Raw genomic sequence first — 13,720 nt, forward strand, 5'->3', positions numbered from 1 at the left:
TTGATTTTCTGTTGGTATCAACATGAGATTGATAATTATATGACTGTTTTATAGTCCTTGTTCTAAATTGTTTTTAAGTATGACTAAGTAATTTTGAACAAAAGATAATATTATGATGGTTATTTACAAGGAGAGGATTATGGTCAACAAGAATGCGCTTAGTAGCGCAATTAATTGGTTAGTAGAGAGTGTACTGTACCAAAAGAAGTAAGTAGAAAAGCATAAGTGAACGGTTAATAAAGTGGACCCTTATAGCTGGGTAAATATAGATTGCTAAAATAACATCTGATTCCTAAGAAGTTCTCGCTTCAAACAGCGCAAAAGGGGTTAAGTAGTGAGATGATCATATATATTTGTAATGCGGAGTTTAATAATACTAGGAGATTATTTGATTTAATAAAGAATATTATGATTAATCTCTAGATTAAATAAAGAATTTTTAGTATATTCTTATTATAACTTGTTAATTTTTTTATTTTCTAGTGATTACATAAAGCCCTTCGGGTTACGGATTAAATTACACGTTTGTGTGGTATTTAACCTCCGTATTCCAAAGGGCTTTTTTATTTTACTAAGGGAAAAGGAGATATATGATGTCAGATAAAAAGTTAGCAGCAAGTAGATTATTAAGACCAGTGCGAAGCATGAGTAAGGGTAGTAATGAGAGATGGTTTGAATATTATAGAACAACATGCCCTATATGTGGTAAACAAGGATGGTGCATGGTTAATGATTCTGAAACCAAAATAATATGTGGGCGAATTCCATCAGAAAAAGAATTCGGGGAAGCAGGCTATTTACATGTAATAGCAGAAGATCAAAAAAGGAGATATGACTTTTCTCAAGATCAGATGATTAAGGAACATAGTAAGAAAAATGATTACACCCTTGATATTATTTACACTTTGTTCCTAGAATTTTTAGAAGTGCGAGATGAACATATTAAAATGTTAACGGGATCAAAACGTAGGATGACAAGTGAAGTAATAAATATTAGAAATTACAAAAGTTTTCCTATTAAACCTTGGGATACTACGAAAGGGCTAATAAAAAAAGTAGGGGGGAAAACAAGCTATATTGTTGGGATTCCAGGATTCTATGCAAAAGAAACAAAGGATGGAAGATATTTCACGTTTGCAGGAAGGAGAGATTCTTTATTAATACCGCAGAGAAATATTTATAATCAGATATGCGGTTTTCAATGTAGAATTGATAATCCTGAATATATGACGGTTGTAAAAAATTGTAAACCAAGCTTTAAGGCAGAAGTTATTGAGCAGCCTAATACTATAGAAGTGACCTATAAAATCAATGAGAAGATAGAGTCTATATTTAAAGGTAAAGTTGACGTTAAAGAATGGTATGAAATAAATTATGAAGGTGAAAAATTAGGTGAAGTACAATTAAAGTTAGAAAGTAAATATATTTGGATCAGCTCAGGTGGGAAGTTTCATGGAACAGGAGCTGGGAGCCCATTGCCAATACATGTAGCAGTACCTAGTCGAGAGTTGAAAAGTTTGGAACGTGGAGAATTAATAAAAAAGGATAATGTATGGATTTCAGAAGGGAGTCTAAAGTCTGATATTGCTGCTGAAAACTTAGACGAGCTTCTAACAAATGAGGAAAAATTAATGTATGGTACTACTGTCGTATCAATACCTGGGGTTAAAGTATGGAGAATATTAATTGAACCATTAAAAAAAATGGGAGTTAAACAGGCGACGTTCGCTTTAGATATGGATATGATTACAAATTCTGATGTTCAGCGATCGTTATTAGAATGTGCGCAAGCGCTTTATCAAGAAGGGATAAGTATTAATTATGCAAGTTGGGATATAAATCTTGGAAAGGGGCTAGATGATTTATTGTTAAACGATTATATTCCAGCAATAGAGAAAGTGAGATAAACGTTATTTTTCTTAGGTGAAATTAATTTGCCAATGAAAGGATAGCATTATCGGGATTTAAATGAATATTTAAAAATACAAATTTTCTTTGTTATTTAAGTAAAGTATTAAATTAGATTTATGTAAACATAAGTAGCGTCACTATAAGAAAATGGTGACGAAATAGATATCTCGGAAAATTTTAAGATTTTTCTAATAATTAAATTTACATTTTTTTGTAATCATATATTATATATATACAGGGGAATTTTGGAATAGATCTAATGGGGAAGTTTCGTATCTATGTAGTATCAATAGTAGTTTTTAATTGCTAAATTCTATTTATTTATACGAGGTGAATCAAATGGGGAGAAAAGTTGATAGGAAGAAATCCAAAGAACAGTTTTTATATGAAAGAAAAAAACAGTTAGAAATAATGGAAGGCATTAGTAGCATCTGTAAAGGATGCGATATATATAATGAGTTAAAAAAGACGAAATCACATAAAGAAGTTGCTAATACATGTGCAAAGAATTGCAAATTAATAAACAGTTTACAAGAAGAGACAAAGATATTTTTAGAAGCAATTCGCTAAAAAACAGAAAGGAGGAATAGGTATGAATCAATCATATAGCAACTTAAATCGGGACGAATCATTAACAAGAACTATAACTTTAGGTTCTACTGCAAGAAGTATTGAGCCGATGGTTAAAACTGAAGATAACAATTTTGAAATTAAGGAGATTGGGAATTATAAAGTACTGTCAAAGCAAGACAGTTTAAATTTATTTCGACGGTACAAACATGGTGAAAAGAATCTGCGTGAATATTTGTTCCATGTAAATATAGGCCTAGTATTATCTATTGCAAGAAAATATAAAAATAAGCACCTAGATATAGAATTTGATGATTTGCTTCAAGAAGGTAATGAGGGAATGTTGCGGGCAATTGAGGATTTTAATCCTGATTTAGGTTATTGTTTTTCTACATACGCTTACTGGTGGATAAAAAAGAGTATGTTAGGGTTTATACGTAAAAAAAAGTCTGGGCCTTTTAAAATTCCTAACTATGTGAATCAATTTAATGTGAAATATGTTGAGATCGAAGATAAATATTTACAAATGCACAACAGAGCTCCTACAGTCGAAGAGGTAGTAAAAGAGTTAGATGTAACTAGAGAAATGGTAGTTCGACACGACGTATATTATAAGCGAGTTACTACTATGACTTTAGATATAGATACAATAAATGAAGATATAGGTATATTGAACCCATTCTATGATGATAGTTCAGCAATTCCTTCCACAAATGAGATGTTAATAGAGGACTTAAATTACGAGATATGGCTAATATTTGATGAGGTATTAAATCCAAAGCAAAAGATGGTACTAAATCTATGTTTTGGTCTACTAGATGGTAAAGTGTATTTGCATAAAGAAATTGCAAAAGCACTTATGATTACAACTGAAAGGGTATCACAATTAAAGGATGAAGCAATTAAAAGATTGAAGAAATGTGACTATAAAGATGAAATTTTTAATCTACTACATGAAAAGTTGAAAGTAATGGATGAGCTTAATATGGCGTGAAAATGAATATCTATATTTATTTGAAAATACAGTATAATGTGCATGTTGTATCATTTTATTTTTTAATCTATTTCACAAAATTTTGTCCCTCGGGTAGCGTGAATTACAAATTTGTTGCTTAAGTTTGTAATAATACGAGACCATGAGGGGCTTTTTGTATCTAAAAGGAGGAAACAAAGTGATGCATTAAGAGCATCACGTGTACTATAAACTCAATAGATGTAAAATAAAAAGAAGGATAAATGGGGACTACCCGTTTATCCTTCTTTTTATTTACCGTACTTAAAAAATAATATTATCTTTATTTTTCCTTAGTTTTTCTGTAGAAATATCCCATGATTAATTATGAAGGATAAATAAATTAATAACTCTCATTAATGAGGTACAAATAGAAAGGAGGCCGTTGTTGTTTTATGCAAAATAATAGAAAAAGAAACGTAATTAAAGAAAGGATTAGACAAGAAAAAGAAAGACGTGAACGATTGCAAGCAGAGGAAGAAGAACAATATAGTGATATGCATGAGGAACAAGTAAGTGAACATTTCCAGCAAGAGGAGTTTCAACATCCATTGAAACAAAGAGAAGAATTTGTAAATTCAAACAACCCCCAAAATGAAAGTTTAACTAGTAATCCAGCTCTTGGCTGGATTACAACAATTCAAAAACAGTCAGGTATTTCTGAAAGTGATTTTGAAAAAGAAAAAACAGAAGAAGCAAGAAAACAAGCGGAAGTGGAAACACGTCGGAAAGCAGAGGAAGAAGCAAGGCAACGTGAAGAAGCGGAAGTACGTAAGAAAGCAGAGGAAGAAGCAAGGCAACGTGAAGAAGCGGAAGTACGTAAGAAAGCAGAGGAAGAAGCAAGGCAACGTGAAGAAGCGGAAGCACGTCGGAAAGCGGAAGAAGAAGCAAGAAAAAAAGTAGAAGTGCGTAGAAAAGCAGAAGAGAAAAAGCTTGAAGAAGTAAGAAAACGTAGATTAGAGGAAGAGAAGAAAATAGAAGAAGCTCAAAAGAGGCAACAATTAGTAGCAGCCAAAAGAGAATCAGAAATTGATGGAAATAGTTTAAATGAGGAAACAAATCTACCAAATGAAGTCGATATTGAACAAGAAAAGAAAATAGAACTTGATAAAAAAGGAATCTTAAATTATATGAAAAAATATAAGTACGCTATTATAGGATTCGCATCAATTGTTTTAATAGTAGTAGCAGGTTTTGCCTTTAGCAATATGAAGAATTCACAGGCTGCATCTGCAAATAATGTAAATACTTTAGAAATCAATGCAAATTTAATAAATGGATTAAGGTTATCTGCAGTTCAAAAATATCAAGATGCTGCCTTGGAGTTTGATAAAGTAGATTATAAAAAGCTAGGAAAAGAAGATAAAAAGGCAGTTTTATTTACTTATCTTTTAAGCGGTAAAGTACAAAAGGCTATTGACTTAGAGCAAGATTTTGCAGAATCAGTAGTTTCATATTATATAGCTGTAGATAATTTGAAAAAATTAAAAGAACTTAAAACTAAAAATCCACTAATTAATTTTGAAATTGCAGCATTAGATGACAAACATGAAGAAGTTATTAAATTAAAAGATCGTGTTCCACTAGATGGAAGAAGAGAAGGAATTATTGTTAATAGTTATTTGAAATTAAATAAATCTGAGGAAGCTAAGAAGTTTGCTCAAAAGGTTGGAAATAAAGATTTACTTGAAAAAATTAATAATTCTGCACCTAATAGCTCTGCTACATCTGTAGCAACTATAAATGCAGGTTAAGTAATAGGGAGGAATTGATTGTGCCTTTAGATTATTCGAAAATTTTTAAGAAAGTTTTACTTGCGACTACTGCTACTACCTTAAGTGTTGGGGTAGTTACAGGCTGCTCGCTGTTTTCTTCTGAAAAAAAGAGCAGCAAAACAGCATCAGTATCTAAAAAGAAAAAAGATAGTGACAAAGAACAGAAGAAAGATGAAAAAAAAGATGAAAGTAAGAATGAAACAACTGAAAATTTAAACACCAATGACTTCGATGAAATCATTGATAATGCAAAACGTAGCTCGGATCAAAATTTAGCCGGAATCATTGAAAATAACAAAACCAAAAAGAAATTTGATGATTTAACTGATTCAATTGCGACCGCAGCTATAAATTCAGATCGAAACTTAGCATCAGTTATTGACGGTGATAAATCAAGTAATCGTTTCTCTGATTTAAATACTTCAATAGCATCAGCAACAAACAATCCTTCTGTCTCGGATAATAAGGATAGTAAGAATTTTGTGTTTGGTGGCGATCTAAACATCAATGATGGAGTGGCTATTGCAGATAATTCAATACCTCCAATTAATAATGATAAAAAACCACCAACTTCTGGAGACTCCAGTGGCGGGGAAGTGAAACCACCAACAGGCGGCGACGGTAACGATGGTGGTACAACAAAACCAGAGAAACCTGAAAAAGATACAGTGGCACCAGTTATTACAGCAAAACAAGGTGTGACCATATATGTAGGAGATAGCTTAAATGCAGGGGATTTAGTAGAAGTAAAAGATAATAAAGACCCAAATCCAGTAGTAACAGTAGGAGCGTATGATACAAGTAAAGCAGGAGAAATTCAAGTAACAGTAACAGCAACTGATGTATCAAGAAATAGTTCAACTGCAACGGTAACAGTAAAAGTAGTTGAAAAAGAAGAGGAGAAAGATACAGAAGCACCAGTAATTACAGTAAAACAAGGTGTGACAGTATATGTCGGAGATGGTCTAAGTGCAGGAGATTTAGTAGAAGTAAAAGATAACAAAGATCCAAACCCAGTAGTAACAGTAGGGGCGTATGATACCAGTAAAGTAGGAGAAATTCAAGTGACAGTAACGGCGACTGATGTATCAGGAAATAGTTCAAGTACAACGGTAACAGTAGCCGTAGTAGAAAAAGAAGAAAAAGACACAGAAGCACCAGTAATTACAGCGAAGCAAGGTGTAACTGTACATGTAGGAGATAGCTTAAATGCAGGAGATTTAGTAGAAGTAAAAGATAATAAAGATCCAAACCCTGTGGTAACAGTAGGAGCGTATGATACAAGTAAAGCAGGAGAAATTCAAGTAACAGTAACGGCAACTGATGCATCAGGAAATAGTTCAAGTACAACGGTAACAGTAACCGTAGTAGAAAAAGAAGAAAAAGACACAGAAGCACCAGCAATTACAGCGAAACAAGGCGTGACAGTACATGTAGGCGACAGTCTAAATGCAGGAGATTTAGTAGAAGTAAAAGATAATAAAGATCCAAACCCTGTGGTTACAGTAGGAGCGTATGATACAAGTAAAGCAGGAGAAATCCAAGTAACAGTAACGGCAACTGATGCATCAGGAAATAGTTCAAGTACAACGGTAACAGTAACCGTAGTAGAAAAAGAAGAAAAAGACACAGAAGCACCAGTAATTACAGCGAAACAAGGCGTGACAGTACATGTAGGCGACAGTCTAAATACAGGAGATTTAGTAGAAGTAAAAGATAATAAAGATCCAAACCCTGTGGTTACAGTAGGAGCGTATGATACAAGTAAAGCAGGAGAAATCCAAGTAACAGTAACGGCAACTGATGCATCAGGAAATAGTTCAAGTACAACGGTAACAGTAACCGTTGTAGAAAAAGAAGAAAAAGACACAGAAGCACCAGTAATTACAGCGAAACAAGGCGTGACAGTACATGTAGGCGACAGTCTAAATACAGGAGATTTAGTAGAAGTAAAAGATAATAAAGATCCAAACCCTGTGGTAACAGTAGGAGCGTATGATACAAGTAAAGCAGGAGAAATTCAAGTAACAGTAACGGCAACTGACGCATCGGGAAATAGCTCAAGTGCAACGGTAACAGTAAAAGTAGTGGAAAAAGAAGAGGAGAAAGATACAGAAGCACCAGTAATTACAGCAAAACAAGGCGTGACAGTACATGTAGGGGATAGTTTAAGTCCAGCAGGTTTAGTGAGTGTAAAAGATAGTAAAGATGCAAACCCAGTAGTAACGTTGGGGGATTATGATACGAGTAAACCAGGTACAATTTCAGTTCAAGTAACAGCAACTGATAATGCAGGTAACAGGTCAAGTGCAACTGTAAATGTAGTAGTTCTTGAGAAAGAAAAACCAGAGCAAAAGCCTGAACAGAAAACTGCAGAAACAAATCCTAAAGAGCAAGATAAAGGATTACTCGCATCAAATTCTACTGATGTGGCTAAATAAGATTATGCTAAATGATAATAAAGTAAAGAAAAGAAGCTAATAAAAAAGGGGAAGAGATAAAATATTTGAAGTTAAATCACATGCTGGAAAAGGCGGGAAATTAAGTGAATTTGTTAATATAAATGTTAAGGATGCATTGGTTGGACGTACAGGGCAAATTATTCGTAATGTGGAAATTATTGATGCAAAGGAAGCCACAATTGGCGGAGTTAAATCAGTAAGTGTTCGAGTAAGGGGTAAAATGGAAAATGAGTATTAGACAGATTTTGAAGAAGTATCTTTTGATTAAATTTGCAATAAAAGAAAGGAGAGAAAGAAACATGAGCCAACATGATAATGAAGATTTTAGAAAGTTCATCTATAAGTTTTTGTATTAGTAATACTTAACTAATCAAAATTGTATTATAAAAGCTTCAAATGTCCTGCATTTGGAGCTTTTATATGTCTGATTAATTGTATTAGAATTTCATGAATTTGTTGAATGGTTGGTAGCGTAGAAGCATTTTACCTTCTATATTATTTAGACGAATAAACCCAATCTCTTTATATCTGCTGTCTAAACTTTCCTCACGATTATCTCCTAAAACAAAAATAGTATCATTTGGGACTCTTTCGAAGCCATATATGCTAGTTAATGAAAAGTCAGTTGTTTCACCTTTTGAGTATGTTTCTTTTACCTGAATTCCATTTATATAAAGCTGCTGTGATTTATATTCTATTTTATCTCCGGGTAAACCAATTACTCTTTTTATAATTGTTTTTTTAACTGAAGTGTTTCCTAAGGGTGAATTGACAACAACAATATCAAATCTTTGCAGATCATCAATTGAATTAGTAAAGTGATTAATTAGAACCTTGTCATTATTCAATAGGGTGTTTTCCATAGAAACTCCGGAAACTTTATATGGAAAAAAAACAAACTGTCTTAGAAATAATAAGATAACACCAATTAAGAATATTGATACTGGAATAACAGAAATTAGACGTTTTCTCAATTGTAGATCAAACTCCATTCTGAGGGTTTATATTATTCATAATAACACAAAAACAAAGGGTTAAATATTCTGAATATTATTGTATTTGTGAGTGTAATTTGTTAAAATTAAGTATACCTTTTTTACTTTCAATTTTTTATATCCATAACTACTATAGCCCTTTCGGGGTTTCGATTTTCAAAGATAGTTTAAGTTTTTTACTTTTACTTTCTTTTTAAATACAACTCCGAAAAGGGCTTTTTTGCGTTTTTTGGAGAGTATCACATTGTGAAAGGATGAAGATTTTTATGAAGATTAAGAGGATGTTTTTAGTGTTAGGTGTTTTATCTATGATGTTTGTTTTTTATAACACTTTTATAAAAGATGAACCTCAAACAGATGCTTTAGCTCCTATCAAAGTAGAAAATTTGAATCAAAAGATTCAATACGACTATTCGTTTGAAGATGAATTATCACAAAATGTGATTAACGATTTAGGCGGGCAATTCAAATTAATATTTGATGATATTGATAAGAATGGGCACTTAATCATTTATCAAAATACAAAGGAACTTGAAATGTTTTTAGGAAATCATGTGACTACTGCAGAATTAGCTGATGAATTTACATCAGAATATTTTAGTACTGATAAGAATTACAAAGTTACTTATAAAAGTAAACCAAATGTATTCAATTATGAAAAGCCAAGAACTGTTACAAGAATAAATAAAGGATTGTTTTTGGTTAAACAAAACGACTTAATTTTGGAATTTAAATATGTACCGGAAATAGATGGATTTAGAATTTCTGAGATTACATATTTAAAATAAAAAAATTATTAGGAGGGATTTATTATGTTTAAAATTAGAACTGTGATTGCAGATGCATTAAGAATTGATGAAGAAGTGAATAGTTTTTTGAAGTATTGTGCTAATCAACGGAAAATAGTTAAAAAAATAACGCCAAGTGGGTTCATGAATCGTGAACAAGGCCAACCGCTTTTGGTAATGGTAATTGAATATGAAGAAAGTAATTAACTGCAGTCATGAAAAAGACGGGAATCTATTCCTTGTCTTTTTTATTTTGACTAAAAAGGAGTGATGAGTAGAATCATTTATTAAGACTTTCAGAAGCAATACATCCTGTTACTTTAAATGCTTATCGCTGGAAGATAACTAAAGGGAAACTGATTAAAAAACGTTTAATTAGGATTGAAAATATCGATTTAAGAATCGATACAGAACTCGTAGGTGTTAAAGTAGGTGATCCGGTTTATATCCATGTAGGAGATGTCATTTCATATGTCACAGCTGCTGAATGGGATCAGTACCAAAAAGAACAAAGTGTTATTGAAGATAGTTACAATAAGATGCTAACTGGTAAAAGCCGTAATGGAAATTTTAAAGAATAAAAATGATTAAAAAAGAGGAGTGTATAAAAATGAATGTTTCTATTTATAATCGCGAAAATAAAGAATGGAAAGAGAGAAAGGAAACAAAAAACCAATAGTTTTAACGAAGTACTAAAGACATTGCAAATTCTTGAAAAAAATGTAGGAGGGAAAACCTGTATTGCGCCGGCAGATGTATATTTAGGAAATTATCAAGAGTTAATAAAGATGGAAAATATAATACGAAATAAGCTAATAGGATATCACGAAGGTTTTTATTTCTTTAATATATATTATTATTTCTTATTTAAGCGAAAGGTATTGTGGTTAGTGCGTGAGACAGGAACTAGAATAATAAATTTATACAACTATGAAAATGTAGAGGATAAACAGGTAGCATTTGAGATACTGGAATTCTATATTCATCAAAATTGTAGTGTGATCTACAGTATAATTGATGGCAGATTCAAAAAATAACTAGTAATCAGGCTTTTAAATTATTAGAAAGTGTAAAAGCATTTAATAATTTAATTTGTTAACTTGAGAAAGTTAAATTACGAAATGAATTTTCTGAATTAAAAGATAAAATAAACTTCATTGTGATATAATTTAGTTGCATTTTTTCTTTTTTCTTTTTTATATCACTAATTACTTATAACCTTTCGGGTTAATGAAATTACACAAAAAGGAACTTTATGTTGCTTTATTTTATTGTGTAAACACTTCATTTTCCTGGAAGGTTATTTGTTTTTGCCTGAAAGGGGTGATGCTATGTCATAGGAACTAATTATTAAATAGAAACTGCTGCTGCAATGTCAAAAGTTTTCCGAAAAGGGGTGCATATTATGTTGATCACTGTAATTGTCACTGTTGTCACTGTTGTGGCTGGAATGGTCTCAGGATTGGCCAGTCACTACATTACAAACAAAAAGTTTTTGTTGCCTCGCAAAAGCAAGCTTGCATTTCACCCGGGTTTCTTGGAAGAAATGTTTGTAGGCAGTATTGCTTCACTCGTTGGTGTTGCAATGTTTAACCCTGAAACAACAATGGATATTCTCAAGGTGAGTATTCTTGCTGGGATTTCAGGGCAAGCCTTCTTGCTGCACAATCGTTTGGCAACGGAACAAGTGAAAACAGACGAGATTCAGTCGATTTCCAAGAAGTTGACCGAACTTGAGAAAAAGAATAAGGAATAAAAGAGGAGTAATCTGGTATAAATAGAAATAGAGAGATGAGGAGATTTGGTTATGTAACGGCCAAATAAAGAGAGTTGAGTAGAGGTGAGCCCGATGTCTCGAAAGGAAGTTTTTGATTATTTAAATAATCAAGAAAAGGAAGATTTAGCAGAATGGACAGAAGAGCTTAAGAATGCTCAATCTACGAAAGCAGTTAAACTTTATTCAGGTAAGATAAAGGAACTGCTAGGAAAGATTGAACAACGAATGATAAGTTCGGGAGAGGAAGCAGCGACGGTTAGCTTCTAATTGAATAGCAAGATAGAAAGAGGCTGGTGGAGAATTTATCCATCAGCTTCTTTTCTTTATCGGGCAACATTTTTATAAAGTATTACCTATAGAAAAAGAAAATTTTTATTTGAAGGATATATCAAAAAATTAGCTGGATAGCAATTGATGCTAGCCAGTTAATTTTTTTTAACCTTATTATATTAATAACTGATTTATAAATTTTTAATTGAAAAGACAACAATATTATGTAAAACATGTATACACCATACAATCCAAAATGGTGAAAATTTTGTATGTCCATTCTCATATTTTCTTGTATAAATCCAATAAGAGTACGCAAATACCAATCCCATAATGCCAGCATATAACATATAAGTATAGTTAAAATTGTGGCTCAATCCAAATATAAAAGCTGAAATAAAGATAATTGATTTGTTGTATTTTTCCATACCGGGGATTAATTTTAAAATCCAAAATATAAACATTTGGTATAGAGCTGTTTCTAATAAAGGTGCAATGACTATGCCATCCACTATTTGAATCCATAAATATTCATCTTCAATGGGGTTTTTTTGTAATCCTCCTGGTAGAAAACTGATGGGGATTGGTAACAAGAAAGATGCAAAAGTCATGACCAGAATAAACCATAGTGTTTTTAAATGATAAAAATAATGTTGTGTCTTCTGAATCATTGATATATTCTCCTATCCTGCCGTGTCCCATTTACTGTTTATAAACAGGTATGTGTACTTCTAATCTAGTATTAATTTAGGTATATAAAAAGACACTATATTGGTCTTACCCCTGTCAAGTAGACAGCTTTTAAAAAAGACTAAGCAGCCATTGAGATTCGATATTCAATCGGAGCTCGATGATTGAGTCGCTTTTTACGGATGATCGATTGAATTTGAAGCTCTTGCATAAGTCTACATACTTTTTTGTGATTCACTAAGAAGCCCTCTTCTCGTAAGGCAATTGTCATACGAGGATGGCCATATTCCTTGTGTTTTATGTGAATTGCTTGAATTTGTTCACGCAATGTATCATCCTTTGAAAAACGTAATTTTCTTTGCGTACGTGTTGAACGCCACTTATAATAGCTAGAACGATTTAACTGAGCAATGACGACAAGCCAGATTACTTTGTATCGAGAACGTAGTTCTTCAATAATCTCGTACTTAGTCGTTTGAGCAAGGACACCTCCTACAGATTTGGATACTGCTTTTTTAAGTACGCCACCTGTGCCTTGTAGTATTCCAATTCTTCTTCCATACTATCGAATTTCGTACGAGGACGACCTTTCAAGGGGTTTTTGAAAAGCCCCTATTACCACTACTTTTTCCCCGTGAGTCTGAAATACCGCCTGTTTCTTGATATTTCCTAACCCACTCTATTAATTGCGTTCTACTTTTAAGTCCATATTTCTTCGCTATAGCTGATGGACTATCCTCACCATTTAAAAAACTTTCTACAGCTTGTATCTTTAATTCCTCTGAATAGGTTTGAAATGTAGCCCCTTTTTTAGCCATAATAAAATCCCCTCCAAGTAGAAGTGTAACATCCATGTTTGTTCATGGTCTTTTTACACTGTCTACCTTAAGGGGATAATATCAATATATAGTGCCTTTTTATACGTTGACCTATTCTGAAAGAAAATGTAGTGATTAATCATAGTTTGTTGGATGCTTCTTGGTTGATAGTAGTATAACATTATCAACGGTGATTTTAAATGTAATTATGCATATATATGATTTTTGTTATGTTATGATTAGAGCCATGTTTTTTCTTCTTATATGTGGTGCATAATTTGAGATTGTATAATGTCTTTCCATAAATCCTCCCTCATTGAAGTAGAAGGAACATCTATACTAGGAAACAAAAAATAAAAAAGGAATATTTTAATAATATAACCAGATTTTATAGTAAAATAGGTCTCATGGTATGAATGTACAATTTAAAGATGAGCCCAATGAATCATATACTTATAGAATTGGGAAAGATCTTAAAACAAATAAGTTATCTATATTTCAAGACAGTAATGCTTCAAGCAGTATAGGTGGAAATGTCAAGAACTTAAATGATTTAAGATTCACACTATATAAAAGTTAAAGTATATGACTAAGGAAAAGAAGGCTTTGAACTGTGCTGCACATCCAAGAATTAATTCTTACGTAGGGAGTG

15 protein-coding genes and 1 pseudogene are annotated in these 13,720 nt (G+C 32.3%); 12 read left to right on the top strand and 4 right to left on the bottom strand.

The annotated features are described in order from the left end of the window. Positions 1-593: 593 nt before the first annotated feature. The 6 genes from QCI77_RS28265 (at position 594) to QCI77_RS28290 (ending at position 7,968) form a co-directional block, all read left to right on the top strand. Positions 594-1,907 (top strand): DNA primase, encoded by a 1,314-nt coding sequence (locus tag QCI77_RS28265; RefSeq protein WP_353825861.1) that lies wholly within the window; start codon positions 594-596, stop codon positions 1,905-1,907. A 343-nt stretch (positions 1,908-2,250) separates the two neighbouring features. Further along, on the top strand, positions 2,251-2,481 hold the full coding sequence (locus tag QCI77_RS28270; RefSeq protein ID WP_353825862.1) for a hypothetical protein: 231 nt from the start codon (positions 2,251-2,253) through the stop codon (positions 2,479-2,481). A gap of 22 nt (positions 2,482-2,503) precedes the next feature. Continuing rightward, positions 2,504-3,475, top strand: coding sequence for a sigma-70 family RNA polymerase sigma factor (locus tag QCI77_RS28275; RefSeq protein ID WP_353825863.1), 972 nt, complete (start codon positions 2,504-2,506; stop codon positions 3,473-3,475). A gap of 413 nt (positions 3,476-3,888) precedes the next feature. Next, positions 3,889-5,247 carry a hypothetical protein gene (locus QCI77_RS28280; RefSeq protein WP_353825864.1) on the top strand — a complete coding sequence of 453 codons (1,359 nt, stop codon included), beginning with the start codon at positions 3,889-3,891 and terminating at the stop codon, positions 5,245-5,247. 20 nt (positions 5,248-5,267) lie between these two features. Continuing rightward, entirely contained in the window at positions 5,268-7,709 is a 2,442-nt protein-coding gene (locus QCI77_RS28285; protein ID WP_353825865.1) for an adhesin, read from the top strand. 136 nt (positions 7,710-7,845) lie between these two features. Then, positions 7,846-7,968 (top strand): hypothetical protein, encoded by a 123-nt coding sequence (locus tag QCI77_RS28290; protein ID WP_002162168.1) that lies wholly within the window; start codon positions 7,846-7,848, stop codon positions 7,966-7,968. Between the two features lie 199 nt (positions 7,969-8,167). On the opposite strand, the gene lepB is transcribed toward QCI77_RS28290, so the two are convergent. Then, positions 8,168-8,704, bottom strand: a complete 537-nt coding sequence (gene lepB, locus QCI77_RS28295) for a signal peptidase I (protein WP_353825866.1) — start codon at positions 8,702-8,704, stop codon at positions 8,168-8,170. A gap of 287 nt (positions 8,705-8,991) precedes the next feature. On the opposite strand from lepB, the gene QCI77_RS28300 reads away from it, so the two are divergent. The 5 genes from QCI77_RS28300 (at position 8,992) to QCI77_RS28320 (ending at position 11,557) form a co-directional block, all read left to right on the top strand. Next, positions 8,992-9,513 carry a peptide ABC transporter ATP-binding protein gene (locus tag QCI77_RS28300; RefSeq protein WP_353825867.1) on the top strand — a complete coding sequence of 174 codons (522 nt, stop codon included), beginning with the start codon at positions 8,992-8,994 and terminating at the stop codon, positions 9,511-9,513. A 24-nt stretch (positions 9,514-9,537) separates the two neighbouring features. After that, positions 9,538-9,720 (top strand): hypothetical protein, encoded by a 183-nt coding sequence (locus tag QCI77_RS28305; RefSeq protein WP_002162172.1) that lies wholly within the window; start codon positions 9,538-9,540, stop codon positions 9,718-9,720. Positions 9,721-10,127: 407 nt separating this feature from the next. Then, the gene (locus QCI77_RS28310; protein WP_353825868.1) at positions 10,128-10,550 is read left to right on the top strand and encodes a hypothetical protein; all 423 of its coding nucleotides are present in this window, start codon (positions 10,128-10,130) and stop codon (positions 10,548-10,550) included. 368 nt (positions 10,551-10,918) lie between these two features. Continuing rightward, positions 10,919-11,269: a DUF4257 domain-containing protein gene (locus QCI77_RS28315; RefSeq protein ID WP_353825869.1), complete on the top strand. Its 351-nt coding sequence runs from the start codon at positions 10,919-10,921 to the stop codon at positions 11,267-11,269. 93 nt (positions 11,270-11,362) lie between these two features. Further along, positions 11,363-11,557, top strand: a complete 195-nt coding sequence (locus QCI77_RS28320) for a hypothetical protein (RefSeq protein ID WP_328012420.1) — start codon at positions 11,363-11,365, stop codon at positions 11,555-11,557. A gap of 194 nt (positions 11,558-11,751) precedes the next feature. Here the strand turns inward: QCI77_RS28320 and QCI77_RS28325 are convergent, their stop codons facing one another. The 3 genes from QCI77_RS28325 to QCI77_RS28335 form a co-directional block, all read right to left on the bottom strand. Further along, entirely contained in the window at positions 11,752-12,231 is a 480-nt protein-coding gene (locus tag QCI77_RS28325) for a CPBP family glutamic-type intramembrane protease (RefSeq protein WP_353825870.1), read from the bottom strand. Positions 12,232-12,371: 140 nt separating this feature from the next. Further along, the gene (locus tag QCI77_RS28330) at positions 12,372-12,578 is read right to left on the bottom strand and encodes an IS3 family transposase (RefSeq protein WP_353825871.1); all 207 of its coding nucleotides are present in this window, start codon (positions 12,576-12,578) and stop codon (positions 12,372-12,374) included. Between the two features lie 262 nt (positions 12,579-12,840). Next, positions 12,841-13,068 carry a helix-turn-helix domain-containing protein gene (locus QCI77_RS28335; protein WP_353825872.1) on the bottom strand — a complete coding sequence of 76 codons (228 nt, stop codon included), beginning with the start codon at positions 13,066-13,068 and terminating at the stop codon, positions 12,841-12,843. Between the two features lie 403 nt (positions 13,069-13,471). On the opposite strand from QCI77_RS28335, the pseudogene QCI77_RS31010 reads away from it, so the two are divergent. Further along, a pseudogene (locus QCI77_RS31010) lies at positions 13,472-13,648 on the top strand (DUF3139 domain-containing protein); the annotation flags it as partial. Positions 13,649-13,720: the final 72 nt, after the last annotated feature.

Source organism: Bacillus cereus group sp. MG9 (assembly GCF_040459995.1).
Lineage (GTDB): Bacteria > Bacillota > Bacilli > Bacillales > Bacillaceae_G > Bacillus_A > Bacillus_A mycoides.

Bases quoted from the DNA above. Each gene is read 5' to 3' on its own strand.
- QCI77_RS28265 (WP_353825861.1), top strand. From the start codon at position 594: ATGTCAGATAAAAAGTTAGCAGCAAGTAGATTATTAAGACCAGTGCGA.
- QCI77_RS28270 (WP_353825862.1), top strand. From the start codon at position 2,251: ATGGGGAGAAAAGTTGATAGGAAGAAATCCAAAGAACAGTTTTTATAT.
- QCI77_RS28275 (WP_353825863.1), top strand. From the start codon at position 2,504: ATGAATCAATCATATAGCAACTTAAATCGGGACGAATCATTAACAAGA.
- QCI77_RS28280 (WP_353825864.1), top strand. From the start codon at position 3,889: ATGCAAAATAATAGAAAAAGAAACGTAATTAAAGAAAGGATTAGACAA.
- QCI77_RS28300 (WP_353825867.1), top strand. From the start codon at position 8,992: ATGAAGATTAAGAGGATGTTTTTAGTGTTAGGTGTTTTATCTATGATG.
- QCI77_RS28305 (WP_002162172.1), top strand. From the start codon at position 9,538: ATGTTTAAAATTAGAACTGTGATTGCAGATGCATTAAGAATTGATGAA.
- QCI77_RS28310 (WP_353825868.1), top strand. From the start codon at position 10,128: ATGTTTCTATTTATAATCGCGAAAATAAAGAATGGAAAGAGAGAAAGG.
- QCI77_RS28315 (WP_353825869.1), top strand. From the start codon at position 10,919: ATGTTGATCACTGTAATTGTCACTGTTGTCACTGTTGTGGCTGGAATG.
- QCI77_RS28320 (WP_328012420.1), top strand. From the start codon at position 11,363: ATGTCTCGAAAGGAAGTTTTTGATTATTTAAATAATCAAGAAAAGGAA.
- QCI77_RS28325 (WP_353825870.1), bottom strand. From the start codon at position 12,231: ATGATTCAGAAGACACAACATTATTTTTATCATTTAAAAACACTATGG.
- QCI77_RS28335 (WP_353825872.1), bottom strand. From the start codon at position 13,068: ATGGCTAAAAAAGGGGCTACATTTCAAACCTATTCAGAGGAATTAAAG.